The organism is Alteromonas gracilis, from assembly GCF_036870955.2.
Classification (GTDB): domain Bacteria; phylum Pseudomonadota; class Gammaproteobacteria; order Enterobacterales; family Alteromonadaceae; genus Alteromonas; species Alteromonas gracilis_A.
This window is the reverse complement of sequence record NZ_CP145482.2, coordinates 3,841,717-3,866,894: the sequence shown is the minus strand read 5'-3', so window position 1 is coordinate 3,866,894 and position 25,178 is coordinate 3,841,717. Positions and strand designations below refer to the sequence as shown.

23 protein-coding genes are annotated in these 25,178 nt (G+C 41.2%); 10 read left to right on the top strand and 13 right to left on the bottom strand.

Annotated features, from left to right (window positions below):
- The first annotated feature begins 19 nt into the window (after nucleotides 1-19).
- The 4 genes from V6N89_RS18585 to V6N89_RS18570 all read left to right on the top strand — a co-directional run bounded on the left by V6N89_RS18585 (nucleotide 20) and on the right by V6N89_RS18570 (nucleotide 6,620).
- The gene (locus V6N89_RS18585) at nucleotides 20-1,009 is read left to right on the top strand and encodes a DNA-directed RNA polymerase subunit alpha (RefSeq protein ID WP_334015833.1); all 990 of its coding nucleotides are present in this window, start codon (nucleotides 20-22) and stop codon (nucleotides 1,007-1,009) included.
- A 41-nt stretch (nucleotides 1,010-1,050) separates the two neighbouring features.
- Nucleotides 1,051-1,452, top strand: coding sequence for a 50S ribosomal protein L17 (rplQ, locus tag V6N89_RS18580; protein ID WP_346993086.1), 402 nt, complete (start codon nucleotides 1,051-1,053; stop codon nucleotides 1,450-1,452).
- A gap of 250 nt (nucleotides 1,453-1,702) precedes the next feature.
- Nucleotides 1,703-4,450: a hypothetical protein gene (locus tag V6N89_RS18575; RefSeq protein ID WP_338518917.1), complete on the top strand. Its 2,748-nt coding sequence runs from the start codon at nucleotides 1,703-1,705 to the stop codon at nucleotides 4,448-4,450.
- A complete protein-coding gene (locus tag V6N89_RS18570) occupies nucleotides 4,431-6,620 on the top strand; it encodes a glycosyltransferase domain-containing protein (protein ID WP_338518916.1) in 2,190 nt (729 codons plus the stop codon). Before V6N89_RS18575 ends, V6N89_RS18570 begins: the two co-directional genes overlap by 20 nt.
- Before the next feature lie 15 nt (nucleotides 6,621-6,635).
- On the opposite strand, the gene V6N89_RS18565 is transcribed toward V6N89_RS18570, so the two are convergent.
- Entirely contained in the window at nucleotides 6,636-7,382 is a 747-nt protein-coding gene (locus V6N89_RS18565; RefSeq protein WP_346993085.1) for a sulfotransferase, read from the bottom strand.
- 74 nt (nucleotides 7,383-7,456) lie between these two features.
- Between V6N89_RS18565 and V6N89_RS18560 the strand changes: the two genes are divergently transcribed.
- Both V6N89_RS18560 and V6N89_RS18555 read left to right on the top strand, forming a co-directional pair.
- Complete coding sequence (locus V6N89_RS18560; protein WP_346993084.1) at nucleotides 7,457-8,278, top strand: glycosyltransferase; 822 nt, start codon at nucleotides 7,457-7,459, stop codon at nucleotides 8,276-8,278.
- Between the two features lie 135 nt (nucleotides 8,279-8,413).
- Nucleotides 8,414-9,409, top strand: a complete 996-nt coding sequence (locus V6N89_RS18555) for a sulfotransferase family 2 domain-containing protein (RefSeq protein WP_338518910.1) — start codon at nucleotides 8,414-8,416, stop codon at nucleotides 9,407-9,409.
- Nucleotides 9,410-9,412: 3 nt separating this feature from the next.
- Here the strand turns inward: V6N89_RS18555 and V6N89_RS18550 are convergent, their stop codons facing one another.
- Nucleotides 9,413-10,627, bottom strand: coding sequence for a glycosyltransferase family 61 protein (locus tag V6N89_RS18550; RefSeq protein ID WP_338518909.1), 1,215 nt, complete (start codon nucleotides 10,625-10,627; stop codon nucleotides 9,413-9,415).
- 261 nt (nucleotides 10,628-10,888) lie between these two features.
- Nucleotides 10,889-11,731 carry a polysaccharide pyruvyl transferase family protein gene (locus tag V6N89_RS18545; protein ID WP_346993083.1) on the bottom strand — a complete coding sequence of 281 codons (843 nt, stop codon included), beginning with the start codon at nucleotides 11,729-11,731 and terminating at the stop codon, nucleotides 10,889-10,891.
- A gap of 521 nt (nucleotides 11,732-12,252) precedes the next feature.
- Between V6N89_RS18545 and V6N89_RS18540 the strand changes: the two genes are divergently transcribed.
- The gene (locus V6N89_RS18540) at nucleotides 12,253-13,386 is read left to right on the top strand and encodes a hypothetical protein (RefSeq protein ID WP_338518905.1); all 1,134 of its coding nucleotides are present in this window, start codon (nucleotides 12,253-12,255) and stop codon (nucleotides 13,384-13,386) included.
- Between the two features lie 69 nt (nucleotides 13,387-13,455).
- Here the strand turns inward: V6N89_RS18540 and V6N89_RS18535 are convergent, their stop codons facing one another.
- The 10 genes from V6N89_RS18535 to V6N89_RS18490 form a co-directional block, all read right to left on the bottom strand.
- Nucleotides 13,456-14,148 (bottom strand): acyltransferase, encoded by a 693-nt coding sequence (locus tag V6N89_RS18535; protein ID WP_338518904.1) that lies wholly within the window; start codon nucleotides 14,146-14,148, stop codon nucleotides 13,456-13,458.
- Nucleotides 14,149-14,474: 326 nt separating this feature from the next.
- Nucleotides 14,475-15,311, bottom strand: coding sequence for a hypothetical protein (locus tag V6N89_RS18530; RefSeq protein ID WP_338518902.1), 837 nt, complete (start codon nucleotides 15,309-15,311; stop codon nucleotides 14,475-14,477).
- Nucleotides 15,312-15,466: 155 nt separating this feature from the next.
- Nucleotides 15,467-16,852, bottom strand: coding sequence for a hypothetical protein (locus tag V6N89_RS18525; protein WP_338518901.1), 1,386 nt, complete (start codon nucleotides 16,850-16,852; stop codon nucleotides 15,467-15,469).
- A gap of 385 nt (nucleotides 16,853-17,237) precedes the next feature.
- Nucleotides 17,238-18,188, bottom strand: a complete 951-nt coding sequence (locus V6N89_RS18520; RefSeq protein WP_338518900.1) for a hypothetical protein — start codon at nucleotides 18,186-18,188, stop codon at nucleotides 17,238-17,240.
- Nucleotides 18,178-18,783 (bottom strand): type II secretion system protein, encoded by a 606-nt coding sequence (locus V6N89_RS18515; protein ID WP_338518898.1) that lies wholly within the window; start codon nucleotides 18,781-18,783, stop codon nucleotides 18,178-18,180. Before V6N89_RS18515 ends, V6N89_RS18520 begins: the two co-directional genes overlap by 11 nt.
- An 11-nt stretch (nucleotides 18,784-18,794) precedes the next feature.
- Entirely contained in the window at nucleotides 18,795-19,268 is a 474-nt protein-coding gene (locus tag V6N89_RS18510) for a PulJ/GspJ family protein (RefSeq protein ID WP_338518896.1), read from the bottom strand.
- 8 nt (nucleotides 19,269-19,276) lie between these two features.
- Nucleotides 19,277-19,624 (bottom strand): hypothetical protein, encoded by a 348-nt coding sequence (locus tag V6N89_RS18505; RefSeq protein ID WP_346993082.1) that lies wholly within the window; start codon nucleotides 19,622-19,624, stop codon nucleotides 19,277-19,279.
- A gap of 40 nt (nucleotides 19,625-19,664) precedes the next feature.
- Complete coding sequence (gspG, locus tag V6N89_RS18500) at nucleotides 19,665-20,087, bottom strand: type II secretion system major pseudopilin GspG (RefSeq protein ID WP_338518892.1); 423 nt, start codon at nucleotides 20,085-20,087, stop codon at nucleotides 19,665-19,667.
- Between the two features lie 65 nt (nucleotides 20,088-20,152).
- The gene (locus tag V6N89_RS18495) at nucleotides 20,153-21,343 is read right to left on the bottom strand and encodes a type II secretion system F family protein (RefSeq protein WP_338518890.1); all 1,191 of its coding nucleotides are present in this window, start codon (nucleotides 21,341-21,343) and stop codon (nucleotides 20,153-20,155) included.
- Entirely contained in the window at nucleotides 21,343-23,046 is a 1,704-nt protein-coding gene (locus V6N89_RS18490; RefSeq protein WP_346993081.1) for a GspE/PulE family protein, read from the bottom strand. The genes V6N89_RS18495 and V6N89_RS18490 overlap by 1 nt, the downstream gene beginning before the upstream one ends.
- Nucleotides 23,047-23,199: 153 nt before the next feature.
- Between V6N89_RS18490 and V6N89_RS18485 the strand changes: the two genes are divergently transcribed.
- The 3 genes from V6N89_RS18485 to V6N89_RS18475 are packed head-to-tail and all read left to right on the top strand — an operon-like array spanning nucleotide 23,200 to nucleotide 25,174.
- Nucleotides 23,200-24,129, top strand: a complete 930-nt coding sequence (locus V6N89_RS18485) for a hypothetical protein (protein WP_338518885.1) — start codon at nucleotides 23,200-23,202, stop codon at nucleotides 24,127-24,129.
- The gene (locus V6N89_RS18480; RefSeq protein ID WP_346993080.1) at nucleotides 24,102-24,701 is read left to right on the top strand and encodes a hypothetical protein; all 600 of its coding nucleotides are present in this window, start codon (nucleotides 24,102-24,104) and stop codon (nucleotides 24,699-24,701) included. Before V6N89_RS18485 ends, V6N89_RS18480 begins: the two co-directional genes overlap by 28 nt.
- Nucleotides 24,701-25,174, top strand: a complete 474-nt coding sequence (locus V6N89_RS18475) for a hypothetical protein (RefSeq protein ID WP_338518882.1) — start codon at nucleotides 24,701-24,703, stop codon at nucleotides 25,172-25,174. Before V6N89_RS18480 ends, V6N89_RS18475 begins: the two co-directional genes overlap by 1 nt.
- Nucleotides 25,175-25,178 lie beyond the last annotated feature (4 nt).

The following is a 25,178-nucleotide window of genomic DNA, read 5'->3' as shown; positions in this document are numbered from 1 at the left end:
AGCTAACTAAAGAGGAAGCATTGTGGGTTCTGTGACTGAATTCCTAAAACCGAGATTAGTAGAGATCGAAAACGTTTCTCCTACTCGTGCCAAAGTAACTTTGGAACCACTAGAGCGCGGCTTTGGCCATACTCTAGGTAACGCCCTACGTCGTATCTTACTGTCATCTATGCCAGGATGTGCAGTGACCGAAGTAGAAATTGATGGCGTTCTTCACGAGTACAGCACCAAAGAAGGTGTACAAGAGGACGTAATTGAAATCTTGCTAAATCTGAAAGGTTTAGCGGTTCGCCTTGAAGGTAAAACTGAGGCAACCCTAACTCTAGTGAAATCTGGCGCTGGCCCTGTTGTTGCTGGTGATATTCAGCATGATGGCGACGTAGAAATTACAAACCCTGAGCACGTTATTTGTACTTTAACTGGCGAAGCTGAAATCAGCATGCGCATTAAAGTAGAAATGGGCCGTGGTTATGTACCAGCTTCTACCCGTCGCTCCTCTGAAGAAGATGATCGTCCAATTGGTCGTTTGTTAGTTGACGCTTCATACAGCCCAGTTGAACGTATTGCTTACAGTGTAGAGTCTGCACGTGTTGAACAACGCACAGACCTAGACAAACTAATCATCGACATGGAGACGAACGGTACTTTGGATCCTGAAGAAGCGATCCGCCGTTCTGCTACTATCCTAGCTGAACAGCTAGATGCATTCGTAGACCTACGTGATGTATCTGAGCCAGAAGCGAAAGAAGAGAAGCCAGAATTCGATCCGATTCTGCTTCGTCCAGTAGATGACCTAGAGCTGACAGTACGTTCTGCAAACTGTTTGAAAGCAGAAGCTATCCAGTACATTGGTGACCTGGTACAGCGCACTGAGGTTGAGCTACTTAAAACGCCAAACCTTGGTAAGAAGTCGCTAACTGAAATCAAAGATGTTCTAGCATCTCGTGGTCTTTCTCTAGGTATGCGCCTAGAAAACTGGCCGCCAGAGAGCATCGCTGAAAAAGATTAATCAGGTTTTTATCAAACTGATTTGTAGAGAAGGATAAAACTATGCGCCATCGTAAGAGTGGTCGTCAGTTGAATCGCAACAGCAGCCATCGTCAAGCTATGTTCAAAAACATGGCTAGTTCTTTGGTAAAGCACGAAGTGATCAAAACTACGTTACCAAAAGCGAAAGAATTACGTCGCGTAATTGAGCCTCTAATCACTATGGCTAAAGAAGACAGCGTTGCAAATCGCCGTCTAGCTTTTGCTCGCACTGGTGACAAAGAGGTTGTAGGTAAACTATTCAACGAGCTTGGTCCTCGTTACGAAGCTCGTCCAGGCGGTTACACTCGCATTCTTAAATGTGGTTTCCGTGCTGGCGACAATGCCCCAATGGCATATGTTGAGCTAGTTGACCGTCCAGTTGTAGAAGCTGAAGAAGAAGCAGTTGAAGCAACTGAAGAGTAAAATATACTCTTAGTTCTGAGTAATCAGAACACAAGAAAAACCCGGCTTAGGCCGGGTTTTTTGTTTTCTGTACTAATTATCCACTTAAAGTTGACACCTAAGACAGTATAAAGTTGTATAAATACTCTCTTACGTTGCACGTTGTAGCGCTAATAGTTATCATCCTACCCTCGTGTTATTCAGCTAACTGCAAATATCACAACCTTTGTCTTCACGTTAAAACACTACTACTCATATACGGGATTATTGAATGAGAACTGCTTATTTTATCTTAGGGATGCATAGGTCAGGCACTTCTGCGTTAGCTTCTACGCTTAATAGCCTTGGTATTCCTTTAGGAGAGTCTTTATTAGACGCTAGCGAAGATAACCCTAAGGGTTATTTTGAAAATAAAGCGGTGCAAGAATTCAATGAAACACTGTTAGTGAGTAGAGGTCATGGTTGGGATGATGTCTTCTTTGATGTTGCAGACATCAATGAGCTTGATTATCAAAGGCTGGTCAATTCTGCAGTACGTATACTAGAGAAAGAATTTAGTTGTTTTGAAGCTTTTGCAGTTAAAGACCCTCGCGTATGTCTTCTTCTACCTATATGGTTAGATGCTTGCAGAAAGCTGGATATTCAGCCAAAAGCAGTTTTAGCACACCGCCATCCTCTTGAAATTGCCCAGTCGTTGAAAAAACGCAATGGTATGGATACAAACAATGCTATCTCGTTGTGGGCTGATCATATGTTCAAAGCCGAGTTTTACTCGAGAGGTATTGAACGTATCTTGGTCTCTTATGACGACCTGCTTAACGATTTCGATAAGGTAGCTACAGATTTCTCAAAGTTCACGGGAGGACTTACTTCCGAGAGTCTTGCTGAGACTTCTGTTATCGATAAGACACTTCGTCATCACAAAACACGTGCGAAAAAGTTAACTGGCGTACCCAAATGCCTCGAAGTTTTGCTGCAACAATATGAGCAAGGCAGTTTGGTTGAAAAAGCGCTAAGCTCTGCAATGAGTGAGTTCAATTCTCTTAAGGGAATGTTTTTCAATGCCAATCGCACGGCGCTTTTTCATCAGGTGTTCGAAGAACGCAAAAAGTATAAGATTGAGAAGGACGATTTTTCTAATGCGCTTCAATCAACAACTGCCAAGCTGAAAAATAAGTCAGAAGAACTCTTAAAAGTTAAAGATGATCTCGAAAAGCTTAAGTCTGATAGGAAAAGTTTAACGGAATCTGTCCAACAGCGTGATGAGCGAATTCGCAATGAAGTTGAAAAGAAAAATGAGTTGAATAAAGAGCTGACTCTCGTTCGTGGCTCTTTACAAAAGAAAGAGTTATCTGAACAGCGTAATTTACAACAGCTCGATGTGCTTAAGACAGAAATTTTAGCGCTAGAAAAAAGCAATAAAGAACTAGTAAGTCAGTCAGCGTCTAGTGCTGATAAATCTGCTCAATTGCAATCCACGTTAAATCAAAAAGAAACCGCTATAGAGAAACTTGAATTAGCCAATCAACACTTATCTCAAAAGCTTGAATCTCAGAAAAAAGACGTTGGCCTTTTTTCTGAGCGTAATAAAGAGCTTAAGGCTGCAATCGCAACACGTGATGACAAACTAAGAGCTGAAACAGACAAAAAGCAAGCATTAGAAAAAGCGAATGCAAAACTTACTCATGAGTTTCAAAAAGTAGAAATAGACAACAAACATCAGCGTCAAAAGGTTGAGGTGTTACAAGCTAACCTTGACGAAACAGTTTCAGCGAATAAAAAGTTAAATAAAGAGTTAACACGAGTTAACTCAATACTGAACGACATTACAGATAAATACGAAACGCAGAAGTTAGAAATCGCTAGACTTCTAGAAAGAGAAGAAGAATTAAAACAGGTTAGTGCGACGTTGAAAGACATTACAGATAAATACGAAACACAGAAGTTAGAAGTCGCTAGACTTCTAGAAAGAGAAGATGAATTAAAGCAGGTAAATTCGAAGTTTAAAGACGTCAGTGATAAGTACGAAGCGCAGAAGCTAGAAGTCGCTAGACTTCTAGAAAGAGAAGAAGAATTAAAGCAGGTAAATTCGAAGTTTAAAGACGTCAGTGATAAGTACGAAGCGCAGAAGTTAGAAGTGGCTAGACTTAAAGAAAGCGAGGAAGATTTAAAATCTGTAAACCAAGCACTTATCAGTGACATCAAAAAGCTTGATGAGGATATTGTTAAACATAAAGGTGCAGAGTCTACCCTCACTAATAAAGTACAAATGCTTGAAAAGCGGGGCGCAGAAACCAGCGCGCAATTAGAAGCTCTTCAACAGCAATTGAAAGAAGCAAATCAAGCGATTGAAGTGCTAACGTCAGACTTGGATAACATGAATAGTTCTGTGTCACAGTGGATTGATTTAGTTGTTTCACCGCTGTCAACCGTAGCCAGTGGTTATGCAAAAGACAAAGAAAAGCACTCTCGAATAAGAGCCAGTTTCAAGACAGCGATGCTATCTGGGCGCTTGGATAATGCGGTTAAGCAGTTTATGGATGGTATGGAAACTGCCAAAAACATTCCGCTTACGTTTATCGCAAACTTTGATGAATCCGGTTACTTCACGTGTAATGAAGATGTAGAAGTTGCAACTGAAAGTGGTGAGTTTAAAAGTGGGTTAGACCATTTCTTAAAGTTCGGGTATTTAGAGACAATGCAAGGTAAGCGCAAGCTTCACCCTAAAGGAACGCTATTTAATCCAGAGTCAGTAAAAGACGGCAACGTCGAGCGTGCATTTGCCGGGTTCCTATCTTCGTTCTACGACAATATTAAAAAGCGTAAAGCGCTCGTAAAATCGCAAGAAAAAGCCATCGAAAAAGCGAAGCAAGAGCACGTTTCACCAGCCGCATCAGTAATAGCCCAAACGCCCGTCGGCGCCGAAGCAATGCAAAGACGTCCTGCGCCAAATCATATTAGTACTCTGCAGAAGATACCAACTGTCGATATCATATTGCTTGGTATACAACGCGCTTGAAGATGTAAAAGCATGTATTGAATCGCTATACAACAACGAAACTATACCGTTCAACCTCATCATTATCGATGACTGCAGTGAAGAAGAGACCAAGCTTTGGTTAGAGTCAGCGCAAAAGGAGTTCGGCTTTAAGCTGTCGAGAAACGCTGAAAATCTACGCTTCACCAAAACCGTTAATAAAGGGTTTAGTCAAAGTGAAGGCGACTTTGTTGTTCTTCTAAATAGCGATACCATAGTTACCGCTTACTGGCTTGAGAAAATTCTCTGCTGTTTCGAGTCAGATAGCAGTGTAGGTATTGTTGGGCCGCTGTCTAATGCAGCAAGTTGGCAAACCGTGCCAGTGCGTGAAGATAAAGTGAATGGCGGTTGGCTTGTAAACGAAATACCAGAAGGTTATAGCATAGAACTTATGGGGCAATTGGTTGAGACAATATCTCAGCGCCAGTACCCTAATGTGCCCTCTGTAAATGGTTTCTGCTATGTAATAAAACGTGACGTTATAAACCAGATAGGTACACTCGACGAAGAATATTTCCCAACTGGATACGGTGAAGAAGATGACTTTTCTATTCGTGCTAGAAAGGCGGGTTACACGATACGCGTTGCCGATGACACATACGTATTCCATGCTAAGTCAAAAAGCTACACGAAAGAAGTTCGCAAAGTGCTTACTGTTGGTGGCAGAAAGTCTCTCGACAAGAAGCACGGAAAGGAAGAAATTGAAAAGCTAATTGCTGCGTGGAAGACGGAGCCTCTATTGCCGGAAATCGGAAAAGAAATAGAAAGCTTTATGCAAATTTCGTCAGGCAATAAAAAGGTGGTGTTTACGGCCATATTTGGTAACTACGACAACCTTAAAACGCCAGAGTATATAAACCCAGATTGGGATTACGTATGCTTCACCGACAATAAAAATGTTGAATCTGATGTATTCACCGTAAAGCATGTCAATCAGTGTTTTGAAAACGTTACTAAAAACGCGCGAATGATTAAATTGCTTAGTCACCTATTTTTGATCAATTACGAATATTCTTTATGGATTGACGGGAGTGTTAAATTAAGAGGCAAGAACATTGATGAATTAGTGAATCACAACCTCTCGGCAAACTACATATCTTTACACAATCATGTAAAACGCGACTGCGTATATGAAGAAGCTGACGCTTGTATGTTAGCGAAAAAAGATGGCAACGATATTCTGGCTAGACAAATCGCGGAATACCGAAACGAAGGCTTGCCAGAATCAGTTGGTGTATTTGAAACGGCGGAAATAGCTCGCAGACAATGGGCGCCAGAAGTGCAAATGCTAAATTCACTATGGTGGCAGCAATTAGATGCCTTTAGTATTCGAGACCAAGTTGCGCTTCCTTTCGTATTCTGGAAACACAATTTCACTAGTTTTGTTATGGAAGGAAACCAATGGTTAGACGCTTATTTCCATATGTACAAACACCGCGCCTCTCAGAGTAAGCACAACACGGCCGTAGAGCTTTTAGTTCATGTAGAAAGTACTGACACCGACGTAACCGCATTGATAGACAACGTTTTTGAAAAAACTAACTATACGAACTTCGTCGTAAAAGTGTTGTTGTCTAACTCAGTAACATTAAATGATAGTGGCAAGAGAGCCCTTCAACAACGCTTTGGCAACTCGCTAACTTTAGTAGAAGAAACCAAGCATCTTTCGCCTAGTGATTTAAATGGCGTTGTGAAAGGTGGTAAGACGGAACTATGCTGTTTGTTAAGCGAGGATATTAAGCTGTTCAATAGCGACTGGTTAGACGTTCTTGTTGACGGTGTGGCAAACGACGAAAACGTAACATTTGTAGGGCCTACGATTTTGAACGAAGAATTCGATTTCGTTGCTTCAAGTGTTCGTGTTAAGCGTAAGCAAGGAGAGCTTAAAGAAGTGTTTAATGCAAGAAAAGTTGGCGGTACGGGGGCAGTGCTTGCAATTCATCAGTCATGCATTTTGTTCAATCGCCAGCACTTTGTTCGTCTTGGAGGCTTTAATAGTGCGTTTACTACTTTACGCTCTGCTGCAATTGAGCTTTTCCATCGTAATACCAAAGATAAGAAGCACACGCTACTGGCTAGTAATTCTGAGGTAATCATCAAGAATGATTGTGAAGAAGTTGAAATGGACTTATTGGCCAAGCTTCTAAAGTAAAAAATACCACCCCTATCAATATCGGTAGGGGTACTCACCATTAACCAAGAAGTACAACTTGGCATACGCTCTTGCCAACGCTTCTGAACTATCTTTGTCTTGAATTTCAGACGCAAAGACTTGCTCTGCTTGCACAATATGCTCTGGAATCGCTAAAAACGAAAAAATACGTTCAAGGGTGTTGTTGTGTTCATGAAGCAAGGTTTCTTGCGTTGTAACAAAACACTGCTCGTCTGGCACAACGTTAAATAAGTTATCAAGCTGTTCTTTGTATTTGCCGCGGGCTAAGTATGAATTGTCGCGCCATACAGAGCCTGTGCGCCAGGCATCAACTCCATTAGCTTTGCGAAGCCGATGAGTTTCTTTTAAAAAACTCCAAAGCATATTGCTGCTCTCACGACCACGCTGTTTAGACATGTAAAAATGAGATACGGCCCTGTCAACAGGGTTCCTAAGTAAAACGATAAACTTCGCTTGAGGGTTGTAGTTGTAGCAGTCTTGTATAAACGTTTTGTTAAATACGGTTATAGGGGTAGCGTCGCATATAATCTTTTCCCCTTGATAATGAGAAAGCTTTTTTGCGTATCGCTTGTTTGCATATTCATGTTTATCTTTAGAGGCGAAATCGGGCTGATCAAAGACGTGAGCTTCCTTTCCTTCGACAACACAAACGTCCGTGTGTTGAGAAAGAAAGTGCGCAAGGGCACTCGTGCTTACTTTTTGCACACCAACTATGTGTAAATTAACCAATGGTGTATTCATCTTCACTTCATTACTGCAATTATCTGTCTCTATTTAGTATACTCTCGGGCATTCCCAGTTGTAACCCAAGCATTGTGGCAAGATCTAATAAAAACGTTCGATTCAGTTTTCATCGAGAATACAAACACTACACAGGCGGTCATCAAAAATTTCGAGACTATCTTGAGCATACGGCTGCACTTCCAAATGTGGAGTGTCTTCTTTATGCCAATAGTTCGTGCCGTATCATGCCTAATTTATTCACTTCGGTTCCTGGCGTTGTTTTGCAGCAGCAATACCAACCTGAAGCGGCTGATGTAGTATTTTTAGCAGGTGTTGACTGGAGGGCTTATTTGCCTAGAAAAAGAGAAGGGCAAAAGGTTGTAAACTTAATTCAGCATGTAAGACATGGCGATCCGGCTCATCCGTTATATCAATTCTTAAAAAACGAGGCGCTGCGTATATGCGTGTCAGAGGAAGTTAGACAAGCCATTCTACCCTATGCCAATGGTGAATGTGTGACGGTTACAATGGGACACAGTATTCCAGATGTGGCTTCAGAAAAGAACTTAGATTTATACGTTTTGGGTAAAAAGAACCCCTTATTTGCTAAAAGTATTCAGCAATGGGCTGAAAAGGTTGGCTTAACGGTTCATGCTGATTTAGGACTGGTAGAGCGTAGTGCAGTGTTTAATAACTTAGCACGCGCTAAGGTCGCTTTGGTGCTACCAAATCCTACTGAAGGCTTTTTTCTTCCTGGCATAGAAGCCATGGCCTTATCAGAACGTGTTGTAGTGCCTGATTGTGTTGGCAATAGAGGGTATTGCAAACAAAATTTGAACATAGATTTGTGTGAATATGAAGTTAGGGCATGTATTGATGCTATTGGTCATGCGCTTGAAAGAGTTCACTCATAGGTTCAACAGTTTGAAAAGTTTCGCGGCAAACGCGAGGCTCACAGTTACAATATGACTGCAGAGAGAAATGAGTACCAAAGGATAGTGTCAGACAAAGTACTGTCTTCGTTCTTTGAGTAAAAAGTTAAGTAAGGGTTGGTTATCAAATTATTTATTATGCAGCGCTTGAAGCGCCTGCTGTTAACGCTGACAAACAAAAAAGACAACGCGCTGAGAGTTTTCATACATATTCCCAAAACGGCGGGTACTAGCTTTAGAGCGTCTTTAGAAAAGAATGAGCATGTGATAAGGGATTATGGCGACGGTAAAGAGCATACATCCGTTATTGTCAATGAACATGTGTATCATAGTAATGATCTTTATGCGTTAAAAGAATCGCTTTCTAACCGTGATACGTGGCTTTGTGGCCACATGCACTTAATTAAATATTTAGGGATTGCAGAGCCTCAAAATATGGTGACGTTTGTCCGCGACCCGGTCGCTAGGGTAATTTCACATTTTAATCACGAGGCGCGTTGGGGGAACTGTGATGTCACAATAGAGAACTTTTTAAATTCAAATAATGCGAAAAATTCCCAACATCGCTTTCTCAACGCATTACCGATAAGCCTCATAGGGTTTGTAGGTATAACTGAGCAATATTCACAGTCCTTAGCTCTTTTGGATAGCCAAATGGCTATTAAAGTGGAAGAGGCTAAATTTAATGAAAATGACAAGAAAGTCAGTGATGTAGATGATCTTGACGCGGAAACACTGGCGCGAATAAAAGAGCAAAATACCCTAGACCAGCAACTATACACGTCAGCGATTAACTTATTGGCAGAAAGAGAAACTTTAGAGCGTGAGCAGAAAGCGTGGACATATATTTACGCAGCTGTGTCTAAAGATAGAAAATTAAGGGGAATAGCATACCGCACAAAGGCCTCTAATCCAGTCGAATTAGAGGTTGCAGTAAACGGAAAGGCTTATCGTGATCTTATCGCGAGTGAATTAACTCCGCTTTTTCCCTCTGTTAGGTTTCCAAGAGAGCGATTTGTCGGCTTTTCTGTCTCGTTGCATAAACATCAAAATATCGAGAATATCGTACTTACCGTCAAGGATACTGGGCAAAGTTATAATGTTGAGATTTAGTTGCTAAAGCAACTTTTTCACCAACGAGTCAATCATGTTTAGGTCTGCATAAAAATGGCAGCTGGCTCCGCTTTTGGGGCTCAGATCAGCATCTGCTTGGCTTACATAAAGGTAATATTCCAGAGAGAATAATTCAGCAAGTGATGCATAGCTGGTAATACCCTGCTTAAATTCATCATGAATCAGCTCAATCACTTTAGTTTTTGGTTGACAAAATACAAGGTTGGCGAGCCCTGCACCGTGGGCTCCAATTATGAATTCAGCATTGTGAAAAATTTGAGCTTGTTCAAACAAACTGAAACGTTCGTTATCGATAATTTCAAAGCCGAGTTTACGTAAACTCACCATTAGTTCGTCTTCGTTAATGACTTGCCGCATACTCGAGTTTTTACGAGAAATGTAAATTCGTTTGGGCAAATCGCAAGTAGACACATCTCTTGCAAACAAAGACTTAGTTAAATCTTGATAAAAATCATTTACCAGTGGGGATATACTTTGATTGGAAAAGGAAATTCGTGAAGCAAAAGTTAACTCTGGATAAGCAGTTACGTTTTTTACAGTAACGATTCTTTCCTTGGGGAGTCCCATCAGCGCCAAAGAATCAAAAGCAAATCTAGGCAAATTAGCATTTATCAGCACTTTCAAACCAGGGTCTTCATTCAACAATGGTTTAAAAAGGGCCATTTTGGGTAAACACTCAACCATCCAGTGATAGTAGTTTCTCTGTATTGCAGAGGATAACAATATTACACGCTCCGGTGAGAAGCGAAAATTGACGCAGTTAGTTTTAAGTCGCTTTTTTTGGTGTAATACCTCGACTAAATCATCATAGCTCTTGTGCTCAAAATACGTTTCGCTTCTGAACGACTTAATACCAAGCAGGGTGGCCCTTGGTATTTCGCCTGCAAAATTAGAAATGAATAATTTCTCGGAAAACACTAATGCGCCAGGGAGACGATAAATTGTGAGCTCATCAGTAGATGCATTTTTCTCACGGATATTGCTTTTCTTATATTTCTTACGACTTCGAAATTTTGAAACTTGCTCATTCCAGTGGTCGCGGACTGTTTCATAATTAGGAATTTCTTGGTCGAACGAAATGTTTAATGGTGTATTGTAATTAATCTCAAAAGAAGGGGAGGATTTATAGAATTCAACGAGGTTAGTTACTTGTTCGTTATCCTTAACAACGAGATCAAACGCGATCTTGCTATCCATAGCATAAAATCCTTTTTTACAGTGTTCCAAATACCTTTCTTGGGCATGGTACTTGTCAGGTTGCGGCAAATCAACTGTTAATGAATTTTAAGCTGCAGTGTAGTTAAGAAGCTACATAGTCCGTAAAAAAGTGTAAGGCTTTAACTGAGGCTTTATCTAAACATGAAAAAAGTGCATCGAAAACCTGGCAGTAGAATCGATGCACTAGGCTATAAGTAGCGCAGAGTTTTTTGAGGTCTGGTCAGCAATACGCGCTAGGCGTTAATCTTGAGTACCATCTATTGCAAACGTTTCTATCGCATGTCGAATGACTTGCTCTTGTCTTTCTTGCACTGAAGCAATTTTCTCTTTTGTTGGTTGCCATTCGTCAATAACTAATTGTTTAAATTCAGTTTTTTCATCTATTGGTTGTCTTGCTTTAAATGCAGTGTGACCTATCGAGTGATAATAATCAGTGTATTTAAAATTATCGCTGATTATTTTGTCAGTGACTCGAATTGAGCAAACCGGAATGTTGTATGCGTGACAAAATATAACGCCGTGTAGGCTACTAGAAACAACGTATTTGTATCGAGATAATTGCTCGAGAAAATCTTCATAATTTGCATAATTATTTATCAGATTTTTTCTCGCTTCAGGGTACATCGCAAAAAAATGTTCTCTGTCAACGCTGTGAATAATATATCCTACTTCATCGCATTTATGATTATTTGGTAATGGGAACATTTTTGACAGTAGCAAGCCTGGATCTGACATAACCTCTGTTTTAGTCGGTAAAAGTTCTCTGGTGCTTGGGCCACGGACTCCGACATATTCTATTCTGTCATTCTGCGGCATTTTGTCACCCTTAATCAATCCGCATCCTAGCACAATTAGTTTTAAGTCTTCGCTCGCCAACTTTGCTTTTTTCTGACACAAGTGAATGATGCTTCCAACGACTGCAAAGGTGTCACTCACAAGCTCGTCGTCTACACCTAAACGATTTACGGACAGGGAATATTGTTTAGCGTAATACTCCATTAACATGTAGCCGAACAAATCTCCAAGATTCCCTTTCTCAGAATTTGGCTTCTTTACGCTTGCTAAAACATTAATTGATTTCATATTTATAAATCTGGTTACGTTAAAAGAATGCATTTTTTTAAACGTCTTCACAGCACAGTGATTAAACGTGTAAATTGGGATGCAACAATTGAAATCGCTTTGTTATTAAACTGCGATTCACTTCGCTTCGAAATATTGTCGCACAGTCTACTTAGGTGCGAATTGAACTGCAACGTAACGAAAGTACCCTGAATCAATTTATACTGACTAGAAGTAAGTGTTTTGTCAGTAGCTATCTTTGTTGAGTTTCAAACAAAACAGTTCGTTTATGATAACGGTTTATGTTTTTTGTCTGACCGTTACTTTTTAAAATGGGTATCTCAAATAACCCTTCGAGAGCTAATGAGTATAAAAACATGTTTGGTTCTGGTTGCTATTTGACGGGAAGTAGACTGTAAAAATAGCAGTTTCACTATAAGGTTTGTGCTCAAAGATGTATCATGTCTCAAGAAGTAAGCGCTCAACCTCTGACCGTGAGAGCGTAGAAATATATTGGAACTGACAAGGCAACCTCATCTTTTATGGAAAATAAGCTTCTCATTTTTACTTATGCTGATATCAATTACGACATTTTCGTACTGCCTTACATAACTTTTGCGCTAAATTCAAACCCAGAGGCGAAAATCGAAATCGCCGTTGAAGATTTAAACAACTTCAATCTTAAGTATGAAGCAGGTATTACTCAGCTTCGTTCGACATTCGGTGATTCATTTTTAATAAGACAAAGTAAAGTTATTGAAGGCAATGTTGACTGCACACCTAACGTGGTCAGGTTTTTAGAAGTGCCCGAAATACTTGCAGAATTTGTTTATATTGGCGATATTGATCTAATGATATTGGACGATATACTCAAAACGCATACAGGCTACATGAAGCGCTTTGATCTACCATTCAGTAACATCATTCGTTTACCAATAAAAAATGACCAGCCTAGACTAACAGGACTACATTTTTTTCGATTTGAACAAATGTACCCGTTACCAGACATCTCAGATCTCGATTTAAGGCGTACAAACGATGAACATATTTTGTACTTAATTATGAAGCGAAAGGGGCATATGGTGCCTGAAGACTTCAGATTAAGACCAGAATGTGGGGTTCATTTGTCTACAAACAGAGACCCATTAGGTCGATATTTGGCTAATAACCAAAAGTTTGAGGTTGGTGATACTCTTGGCTGGCAAATTAAGACCCACCATTACCGCGACAAATACATTGAGGTTCAGAAAAGTAAAACCTACCAGGCGTGCTTTATGTACTTCGCTATTCCGTTTAAATTAATGCTTACTGCGTTAGAAGGTATTTTTGAAGAGCAGTCTGAGACGCTTCACAGGTATGCATTGGACTTTTTAGTAGATAAAACCTTCCTTTATAATAAGCAACGTCTTGACGTCAAAGACTCGCTGGCAAGCGTAGACAGTTTGATGGCAGACAAAAAGTTTGATGAAGCACAGTCTATCCTTCTTAATATGGTAAACATTTGGCCAAAGAAAGTTCACTTTTGGAATCAACTTCTAAATTGCGCAATTTCAAATAAGAACTATGAGCTTTCAAAGGCGACACTTACCCAGATAACATCCATGCATAACGGTGAGGCGTCGTTGTCCAAGTCAGGACTACGCACAAAATTTGACGAGGCTTTTTCTACGCATTAAATCGCAGTTTAAGTTTAATCGCCTCTGCAGTAGCCTGTGTAAAGGGGAGTTAACTCCCCTTTACCACGTCTAATATTGCTTTTCATTATGGAGATAGGGCATATCTCTGTGCCATCCAATATTGTGCTTAACTATTTTGGCGGGTGAACCAGCTATCACTACATTACTATTTGTAAAAGACTTAGTGATAAGTGCCCGGGTTCCAATAACACAATCGTTTGCTATACGACTTCCTTTTAAAAAGCTCACTTCTTCACAGCACCACACTCGATCGCCTATGAGCACATCTTCAGGTAGGTTAACGGCCTTGTTAGTGTCTAAGTCTACAATTGAATGTCCATCAGATGTGCGTATTTTGATATCCCATGAAAATAAGCAGTCATCCCCTATAAAGCAACGCTCATCACCATCGTTCATTCTTATTTGTAGACCACCACAGCTAAAGTTTTTTCCAATGCGTACTTCTTGATTACTTCCTCGAATAGACTCAAATTTGAGGTTCACTATGTTTCTCACGCCACCGTCTATAATAAACGACTTATTATTTCCATTTATTACAACTGAGAGACCCCTAATAACCCTGTTTTTGGCAATGTTTACTTGGTTGTTGTTTCCGTTTATTACTATTTGAGAGGCTTTGAAGCAACTAGTATCTTCTATATCGATAGTGTTGTTATGGCCGTTGTCTGTAATAACAATGTCTTGCTCTATGGGTTCAGTTTTTCTATATTTTTTTATTAGTTTTTTTATTTTTGCTTTCAAAACTACTTACTCCCAAAGGCAATTTTATCCACACAGGTAATAAAATATATTTCACCAAGCTTATTTGCTTCTTTTATAGTTGGTCAAAGGAAGGACGCCTGTAAAGGACCTGGCGCGCTATATGTAGAGTGGAGCTATCAAGTTAATTGAGGTAGACGCACCATTAGTACAAATTATTAGCTTAGCGACAATAGACCACAATCAAAAGATAAAAAACATTTAGTAAAAAGCGCTTGCTCGGTCAGTAAGCAACATGTTGTTGCAAAGAATCTGCTACTTACCGACAAATTAATAATGGCATAGGTTTGACTTATGGCAATAGGCTATTACAAAGACAGACTTTCTACACGTTCCATCATAAATTCATCGTCGTAACCCGCCTGATTACCGATTACTTTTATTCTCATTAATTGAGAAGTAATACTTTGCAGAACTTCTCTAGAAAAAGTGCGCTGTGGTATAGATAGCTCTGTGGTGTTATTCAACCCTAGAGGGCCATAAAGCGCTTGGCCTTGGCTTTGGATTATGTCTTCGTATCTAATGGTAGTGAGATCAGCACTTTGATACCGTGAAACAAACCAGCTATAGATAGTAATCTGTCTTTCGATAACGGACGGCACTTTACGAAGCAACTCAGCTAGACGTTTGTCGAACTTCTCTCCCGCTGGAAGCCTGCCTTTATTTACTGGTAAGTCTACGGTCATCCATGAAAGAAGTACATCAACTGGGTTTCTAATAATTGCAAACATGTCAAAATTGGCTGTAAGAGGTTCTGCAAGGGCTGCAAACAACGCATTTTGTTTGATGTATAGCCCAGTAGTGTTGTCAATCGTAGGAAGGGTTACAAGGCCGCGTGTAGCTTTTTGAAGTCGTAGACCAGTCTCGTTAGTACCCAAGCCTATCGGGTTATCCAAATCTACCCCTGCCTTGTCACCATGCTCTATAGCTTGGTTTGACATGAGCGAATGTCGTATTTGTTGTATTTGGCTTTTTATTTCACTTGCGGCGGTAACAGGTGTTACCGATGTCAGTTTTTGGGGGTTTATTGGTTCGTGCAATGCCAATGTATTGCCGCATTGATTGAGCAATTTACAACAAAGTGTTGTGCCTGACCGAGGGATGCCAGTGAGTAGTTTAGTGTTTGGCTGTTTTGATGTTGACACGTCAAATATTCCCGTTTAACTCTTCTCGAACCAAGTCTATACGTGCGTTCAAATTTAATGTTTTTAAACTTCTACTGAAATTTAGCCAATAAAAAAGCCCCTCAAAGGAGGGGCTCTTTGTTGTTACATAACAAGTATGTAATTAAGACTCACAATTATGGAGTCGCTACAAAAGCAGTCACAGAGTTAGCGTTTAGGATAACTGTATCCGTTGCGCCGTCAGTTGAGTTAACTGTTTGAGTCGCAGCTTGGATGTTTTCTTCCAGACCTTCGATTTCTACAGTCGCTGAACCACGAGTTCTACCTTCGAATGATACGAAGTCAGTCATCTTCTTAATAAGTACGCCGTTCGCAGGGATAGTACCGCCAACGTCTTTACCTGTGGTATCTGCTTCTACACCAGTTTCAGTGCTGAACGAGATAGTGAAATCTACAGGCGTACCGCTAGTGTTGCGAAGAATTAGACGCTGGTTGTAATCTTCAAACGTAGTAACGTATGGGATTTCAACTGTAATTGTATCGTAAGAAATAGTACCTAAGTCACCTGAAAGGTCTACAGAAGTGCCGTCTGCGCTCTCGACAGATGCAGTGTATGAACCTTTGTTGATGATTTCAGTACCGTCAACCGTAACACAAAGGTGGTGCTCGTCGCCGTTAAGTACAGCAGCAGTCACGTCAACCGCTACTGGGTCAAGTGTTTCATCTAAGTCAGCAGTAGTTGAAGTCGCACAGTCAGCTGCTGTGTCAAGTGTCCAATCACCGAATGAGAAATCGCCACCGAAAGCAACAGTGAAGTCTTCGTCAGCAGCAGTGATTAGATCAGCCGCTACAACTTGTGCACCAGTAGCTGGAGCAAGAATACCATTAGCCGTTACGCCATCTTCAAGGGTGTTAACCAAAGAAGTATCGATGTAACCTACAGTTGCAGTAACTGTTGGGCCTTCAAATTGTTTGAATTCGTCTTCTAGCAACGAGTTTACATCGTTTGCTACAAAGATGTTACCAGTTAGACCAGTACCAGTAGTGGTGAAGTCTTTTTCGCCAGTATCTTTAAGCAGGTCTGTTTCGTTAACTGCTTGAGTTGCAGTTTCAAAAAGACGGTACTGAATAGTTGAAGTCATTGAAGTAGAAACGTTATAAGAATCAGCAGTCAATGTAACAACAGCGTCAGCCGCGATATCATCGCCAAGCGCAGCTACTTCAAAAATAACGAAGTCAGAACCTGCACCACCAGCAGAAACGATACCGTTGATAGTAACGGCTGGTGCAGCCGTATCAGGAACAGTCAACGCTACGTTTGCACCAAAAATTGCATTTTCAAGATCGATGCGGACGTACTTAGATGTGCCTGCACCGATAGTGAAACCTAGTTCCGCCGTCGAGTCTAGCTCGTTGCTAACGTTAACTGACATAGTTGCTGTGTCTGGAAGTAGCTCAGACGCGTATGTTACAACTGTTGTATCTGCGTCTAGGTCAGCAGCAAGTGCTCCAGTTGATAGCGATGCTGCAATAGCTGCAGCAAGAATTTTTTTGTTTAACATGTATAACTCCTGCAAGAGTGTAACTATAGTTTGATTTTTAAAGTTCGGCGTAAGCCACGTTGTCCATAGTGGCAAAGCACCGGACTCACGAAAATAAATTACACTACGAAACGCACGTAATCAACTATTTATGCTAATCCTGTCAATCAGAATGCATTTATGAATTATTTGTGACATTCCCCAGAATTAAGTGCTTTATTTTTGCACAAAACTCGTGTCTTTCTTATTCGTGTTATTGCGCTAGCAATATCTAGCACCGTCCAGAATAATGGATCGCTTGGTTTTTTACAACTTAAGCGTTACTAATTTTTTGCAATTCCATATTTCTTTGCAATTAGTTGCCAACAGCACTAGTTGACGATGTCTTTTCATTAGTATTTTGGCTTTAGCGCAAGGCATAGGTTATGGGTGTGATGCTTCCCAATCCAATTGTCAAAGCCACTTTTTGTGTGGAATACAACCCGCTAACTTCGATAATAAACTGGCTCTTAGCTGTCACAGTGAAGCGGTTGTCGTCAACGCCCGTCAGTGATGAAATAGTTAAAGATGCCTCTTGGGCATTTATTATCCATCTGTTCGCTTCCCTGACCTTTGCTCGCTCAAGCCCACTGTCAGATAGTAACCGTTTTATCAAGTTTTCATTGATAGCATTGATGTTTATTATCCCAGACCTTGACACACTGCATTCAGACAGGTCCAATTTATATTGTTTGATTGCATCGTTCCAATGCATTACCGAGTATAGTTCGCTGCATGTTTGCATGAGAAAGTTGGTTGGGGGAGCATAATTATTTCTATTATAGGAAAAAGTTTCAGCACCTGATGGTCTCGTCCAGTTATCTTCATCGGCAAAATCGGCAAGAGAGTCTGCTAATTTCTGTGCTGTAAAATTATCGACACCATACCCCTTAAGCCATTTCTTCAACCAAAACTGCTCGGCAGAATTAATCGGTATTAGACCATTTGTGGCTTGTATACTATATGTAATCTGTAATTCATCGGTACCTTCAATGTATTTATGGCCGTCGGCACGAATTTCATCGCCTGTAAGTAATGTTGTAAAAACACCATCTACTTTAGCAGAGAAGTTTTCCATGCTGCCTTTACTTACACCTGCCCTAGTTACTCGTTGTGTAGAAAGAAGATAGATTAATTCCTGCGTCTTTGCATGCACAGCGGCCTTCCCTACAGCAAGTTCCCTAGCGTCTTCACTGATTGATAATTGTTTTTGCATCACAACGGTGGCAGCACCAATAAGAATGCTCAAAGTTACACTCACTGCTAAAACAGCAAGGAGTGCTATACCTTTCTGCTTTTGTACGCTCTTAGAATTCATACTTACCAAACATTGGAATCTCTGGTGGCATGTCGGCCATTGTTGGCCTGTGCACTGTTGCCATTGCCCATACCTGTGTATCACTTTTTATGCGTATCGCCTTTGGTAATTCACCTTTTTCGGGTGAAAAGCTATCGTTCCATGAACCACTCACTAGATATTCGAAAGTAATATAAGCGAATTCAGAAAACTGCCAAACATCAACTTTGTTCTGGCGCTTCGCTTGGCCCCACTCATAATAAGAAAAACTAAGTACAGTGTTTTCACCTTTGGTATTAATTTGCCACGTAACCTCTTGTGGACGCTTTAACGCGTCATTCGGTGTCATAAACGTCGTAAATACAAAACTTTCAGATGTGCCTTCAAACATCGGTTTATCAGGGTGGCCAAGTAAGGCGGCATTCACACTCTTAATAAACCAGCTTTTTGGAAGCTGTCCTTGGCTTTGCGTTAGATTTTTATTTGAGAGTCGGTCAAAGTTTTGCCATGTCGTACTTAGTCCTGTCACCAGCAACGAAGTCGTCATACCGGTAATTACTAATACAACCAGTAATTCAACCATAGTAAATCCTAAACTTTTGTTGAATGTAATCATTTATAGTTCACCTATAACCCATCAAATGGATTCTCAACGTAGTTAGGATCTCGCCACTGGGCTACATGCTGAGTATCAAAAGAAGTGACTAAATTCCCCTCTTTGTATATATCGACATGAATATCAAAAAGCGTAACTATCCACTGGGGCTGCCTACGATAATATTCGTTTGTCGAAACACGATTCTCTGTGGCTCGCCATGAAAGTGAAAAATCTTCTATTTCAAAATTGCCATTCCTCGTGCTTTTTAAGTTTACAAGACGGAGGTGTTCTATAAATTCGTCGAACAAAAGCGGTAGCCTAACAGCGCGTTCAATACTCTGTGTATTTCTAACCGCAGTATTAAACCATCCCCATGTGACGGTGAACGTTGCTGAGAGTATTACCAGCGCTACTAAGGCTTCTATTAATGTAAATCCTCTGCTTTGGCGTGCACTGCTACGTTTTGCGAGAGGGAGCTTGATGACAGAATATGAATTGCACATTTTACTGATTACTCATCTAGGCTCAGCAAACACAATGGAGGGGTTACAGTGAAATGATATCGGCTACCTGCTAAGTCAAGTGCTAACGCTCCGCCTAAACAGTATCCATTACTCAACACTTCAATGGTCTGCTTTATCTCTATATCGCCATCCAGTTTTGTATTTAGTTGGCTTGCTTCGGTAATGCTTATTGCCGTTTGCGAGAAATGTGCTTTGGCAGGAAGTGAGGCAATTTCGATGGCCAAGCTCTTTTTTTGCTGCGCAAGTGCTCTACTTTCTATCCATTGACTAATATTGGGCACTACTACGCCACCCAGCAACGCAATAATAACCATAACAACGAGCAGCTCTACCATAGTAAAGCCGCCTTTGTGATGCCTGTTAGATTGAAAACTATTATTCACTTTGGGAAGGGGTATAACCTACGTCAGCGTTTAATTCATCACCGCCTTCTTTGCCATCGGCTCCGTGGCTATATAAGTAAAAACCTTGCGGCGCATTGGCATCAACACGGTATTGATAAGACTTGTTCCAAGGGTCTAGCGGTATAACATCATCGAGGTAGGGGCCGCGCCAAAGAGAGCCTGCGCTGCTTGGAGCAGACGCAAGGTGCGTCAACTCGCTTGGATACTGACCAACATCCAATCTGTAAGTTTGTAACGCCATCTTAAGCATTTTCACCTGAGTTTCAGCAGTCTGCACTTTTGAGCCGTCTACACGTCCAAAAAATTGAGGCCCAACTAACCCTGCAAGTAAGCCTAGTATTACCAATACAACCAATAGCTCCAGCATAGTAAAGCCGCGTTCAGTTTGCTTCATTTAGTTAATTACCCTTTATTCATCTGATGATTAGTGAAAAGCGAATCATAGTAGTTTACGTAATACTATAACGCCATATCTGTAGATGCCGTGATTGCCAGTACCACACCCAAAATCATGACACCTATTAGCACACCGACAACCAAAATTGCCAAGGGTTCAATTAGCGTCATCACTTGTTTCATTTTACGTTTGCAAGCTTCGTCATGGAGTTTTGCTATTGCCTGCATCATTTCCGCAAGTTTACCCGTTTTGTCGCCAACTGATATTAAATTTAGCGATGTACCGGGCAAGGTTCCTGCCCGCTCAATTGCTTCGGGCATAGATACACCACTTTGAATATCGTCAACCATTTTCAGTGCGCGCTGCTTACGGCGCGTAAATATACTTGACTGAGCCGCCAGCGTTAATGCATTCAGCAAACCTACTTTTGCACTTAACATTGCCCCGCATAAAGAAGCCCAGCGGGCAGCATCTTGCTCAGCGAGCCATGGACCAACGATGGGCATATCTATGGCAAGGTTAGCCAGTTTTGTCCTTACTCCTTTGTTGGTAAAAAATGCAGTGGCGAAAAACACCACTACAAACGCACTTCCAAATAGAAGGTAAGGGTTGTCGTTTGCAAACTTTCCTGCACTTAAAACAAGATAAGCCAATGTAGGAAGTTCGTTTTCTCCGTCAAGCAAATGGGAAAATTTAGGTACTACTGCGAAAAATATGATGATCATAGCCACAATACCCGAACCAATTAATACTAATGGATAGGTGAGAGCAGAACGCAAGTCGTTCTTAAGAGCTTGGTCATAATTTAGTTGGCTTGATGCATTTTTAAGTGCGGACGCAAGTTCGCCACTCATCTCGCCTGCTTTCACCAAATATTGTACATAGTCGGGAAAAGGCAAAGACGATTGCTCTATTGCAGACGAAAAACTTTCGCCGCTTTCTATCAGCGAAGCAAGTTTCTTGAAGCCTAATGCTAGTCCAGCATGCTCTTTATTTTTTGCTAGCGCGTTCAATGCGTCAACTAATACAACGCCTGATTCGGTAAGCGTGGCCATCTCTTGCAGTGGCAATGCTAAATCAGCAACGGACACCTTGCGTTTACGACCTAGCCTTTCTTTAAACGGCCGCAAAGATACTACTTCAATTCTTCTATTTTGAAGGTCTCTTAATGCTTCAGCCTCACTGATGGCGTCAATATCGCCATTTACGGTTTGTTGCGTTGTTAAATCGATGCCACTGAACTCGAACTTCATTAGCTGTCCTCATTAGATGAGCACACCCGTAAGATCTCATCAATAGTTGTGAGACCTTGCGCAGCCTTAATAAAACCATCTGCTTGCAAAGAGCGAAAGCCAGCTTTTCTAGCGGCTTCACGTATAGCCGTAACGGACGCTTGACTAGCCACCAGTTGTCTAATTTCAGGAGTGACAGAGATGAGTTCATAAATACCGATTCGTCCACGGTACCCTCTTCCATGACAAGCAGAGCAACCGACCGCTTTTTTCCAATTTGGAGAATCTACACCTTTGATTGCCTCAGCCATTTCTTCGTCGTCATTAAGAAAACTTGGTGCTGGCACGGGCTCTGCGCACTCACTGCAAAGTTTGCGCACTAGACGTTGAGCTTGCACACCTTGCACCGTTGCTGCTGTTAAATAGGTTTCTACTCCTATGTCAGCAAGTCGAGGGAACACTGCGGATGCGTCGTTTGTGTGTAACGTTGAAAGTACTAAGTGCCCCGTTAGGCTTGACTGAATCGCAATATCGGCTGTTTCTCTATCGCGAATTTCCCCTACCATTATAATGTCTGGGTCTTGGCGTAAAAAACTCCTCAACGCTCGGGCAAAGGTATAGCCTATTTCTGGTTTAGCTTGAACCTGAGTGATGCCCTCCAATTGATATTCTACGGGGTCCTCGACAGTAACTATTTTTTCATCACCTGTTTTTACATCAGCTAACAAAGCGTATAGCGTAGTTGACTTACCTGAACCCGTCGGCCCTGTTACCAGTACTATTCCGTTACTCAGCTTGCCCCATTTTCTAATCATGTTTAAATGGTCTTGTGCAAAGCCAAGACCTTCAATAGAAAGTTCATCACGTTGCTTAGGCAAAAGACGCATTACAATAGATTCACCACTCACGTCCGGCGCTGTAGATACACGAACATCGTATTCTCGTTTTCCAGCGCGAGTGGTGAACCTCCCATCTTGTGGAAGGCGCCTTTCGGCAATATCAAGTTCTGATAGCAGCTTTATGCGCGATGCTATCGCCTGAAAACGCGATACAGGCTGTTGCATAAATTCTGTCAATTTTCCGTCTATACGAAACCTAACAACCATGTTTTTACTGCCTGGCTCAATGTGAATATCTGAAGCCTCAGAGAAAATGGCACGTTCTAAAATACTGTTTACGAGATTTATGACGGGAGCTTCTTCTGCGAGCGCAGCAATATCCGACGTACTTTGTCCAAATAATTCAGATACCGCCCGTTCTCGTTGTATATCATCAACAATCGCCATGGCCATAGCCGGTGTAAGCAGCTTTAGAGAGTAAGGTTTGTCCTGTAAAACCAACTTAAGCGCATGAAAACTAGAACGCTGGAAGGGCTTATCGCTGTATACGATAGCTTCGTCGTTGGTCATTACAACAAAGATAGAATGGCTCACACACCAATCGATATCTAGTCCACAGGCTCTGCTACCATCTATAATTTTTTGGGCAGAGGGACACTCGCTAACGCGACTCACAAAGTCTATCTCTAGCGTGGCTGCAGTTTCCTGAAATAGGGCATCGTCGGCGATAAAACTTAGTCTAGAAATCGTAGACAGTACGTCCAGCCCGAGTTCGGACATTGAATGCAAAATGGTATTGTATTGTTGTTCGTCAATAAGTAATGATTTTCTCAGCGACGTAAGAATGCGATTTTGTGGGTCTGTGTTTTCACTACTATTGTACATTTCGCAAAAATTCTGCCTTGATTCGGTAAAAAATGTGATAGCCCAAACTCAATCACTCTTTGTGGTTTTTTTGTTGGGGCAAATGTCGTTATAATGTTTGGTATTGTATACAAATAATAAAACTGCGCACAATTAATGATTTCCACCCTCTTTTTGAATACTAAACTACCCTGGCTTATTCCTGTAATGGATCGCATAGAGTCCATTTTTTGGGGTAGCTCGGTGGATATTGACGATACTTCTGCGGCATTTTATGTTTTCAAACCATTCCCTTCAAGTTTGAAACCTACTCAAATCGAGGAATGGGGGCTGTTACAGTCAAAGGTGTTGTCTCCTTTTGATAAGGGGGATCGTTACACCTTTTTGAGCCATGCTGGCATAAGTGTATGGGCTGTGCCAAATCGCTTTAAAGGAGTCCCCGAAACAGCACTTCAGCAGCCTCTAGGTGACGGCTTACATCAGGTTAAAGGTAGTAATTATTACTATGAGCAGCATTGGAAAGACGGTGTCATGCTTTCTTGTGAGCCAATGGAAGGTTCTATAGCTTCAAACGAGAAATTGCTGCCACTTAGGTTTACAGAGAGCATGAACTCTGGTTGGGGGGTAAAGCGTAACTTCGATAAATGGCTTACAAAACCTATATCGTGGTTGTTCATCATGGCTTTTTTAATAGCGTCTTTTTTCATATGGCAGTTGGGTGTCACCTTTTCTTATGTCATTCAAAAAAATAACATTCAATCGTCCACCGATCACCTTGAAATTGAAGTAGGTGATAAATTAGCGCTTCAAAGCAAATATCAAGCACAGCAGAATACAATTGAACTTATAAACAATTGGCGGCGACAAAATGGTTTCTTACCACAAGCTATCGCTAGCGTCGCGCAAGTTGTGATGAATTACGGAGAATGGGATGCCGAGAATATCGAATGGCAGGGTAAAAGGCTAGTGCTTTTACTAGAGCTTGGTGATATTGAAATTCCAAGGTTGGTTGCAGATTTAGAGGGTACTGAATTGTTTACTGAAGTTGGAATTCGCCCTCATAGCAAAGCAAATACATGGGTTTTAGAGGTAGTTCAGAAATAATGAAGGAGTCTATCACCGCTCATCCGGCTATCGATGAACTCAAAAGCAACAAAAGGCTTCAATGGCTTCTTCTAATTATCGTTGGTATTTTAAGTATCAGTGGTTTAAAAGCATTGAGCGATAAAAGTGAATCGCTAAAAGGCGAAGTGCTTTTACAACAAAGCTTGCTTAATCGCTTGGAAGTTGCTGCTAGTATGGAACTAAGTGAGGAAAAGGTTAAAGATTCATCAGAAGAGCTTGAGCAACTCTTAGCTCAGATACCTAGCGCTTCTTCAGTTAGTGTGGCAGAAGCAGAGGCATTATCACGAGCGCAACAAACAATACGGAAAGTAGAGCGTATTCGCAGCACTTTGGTTGGGACCGATACTATAGGTAGTCAAAATATGGCGCTATGGCAGGTTAGAGTTGAGCTTCAAGGGCAACTCAATAACCGTAATTTTCATTCCATTTTAGAAGAAGTGGACGGAAGTGATACTACAGTAAGGGTAGTTTCATTTCGGTATCGTCCAAGTGAAAGAGGGGCTTTTGCTGTTGTCCTTGATTTTCTTTTCAAACCAATAAGTGACCAATAATGAACAAATTCGCTTTCTATATGCTCGCTTTTTGGGGAGGGCTTTTTGTTATAGCTGGCTTAGTAAGTACGGTGAGTACACAGCAGCAGTTAAACAGACAAGCGTCGCTCGACAAATTCACAGCAAAAGAAATAGATACTCTTTCATGGCGCAAAGTAATAAGAAAAATCGATGAATATCAACCCCTAAAGACTGCAGAAGAGGAAGCTGCAGAAGCCGCCGCTGAAAAGGAACGTTTAGCGAAGCTAGCAGAAGATAAAAAACTTTCTTTAGGTGACGCCACACTGGTCGGTACAGTATTAACAAAACCAAGCAAAGCATTATTGGTTTTGCCTGAAGGTATAGAGCCTATGGAATATAAGACTGGAGAGTCTTGGTTATCTCCTTGGTTATTACTTGAAATAAACGCTGACTATATTATTTGGCAAAACACTGAAAACAATGAAACTCAAAAGCAAGCCTTGTTTCAATAAGCGG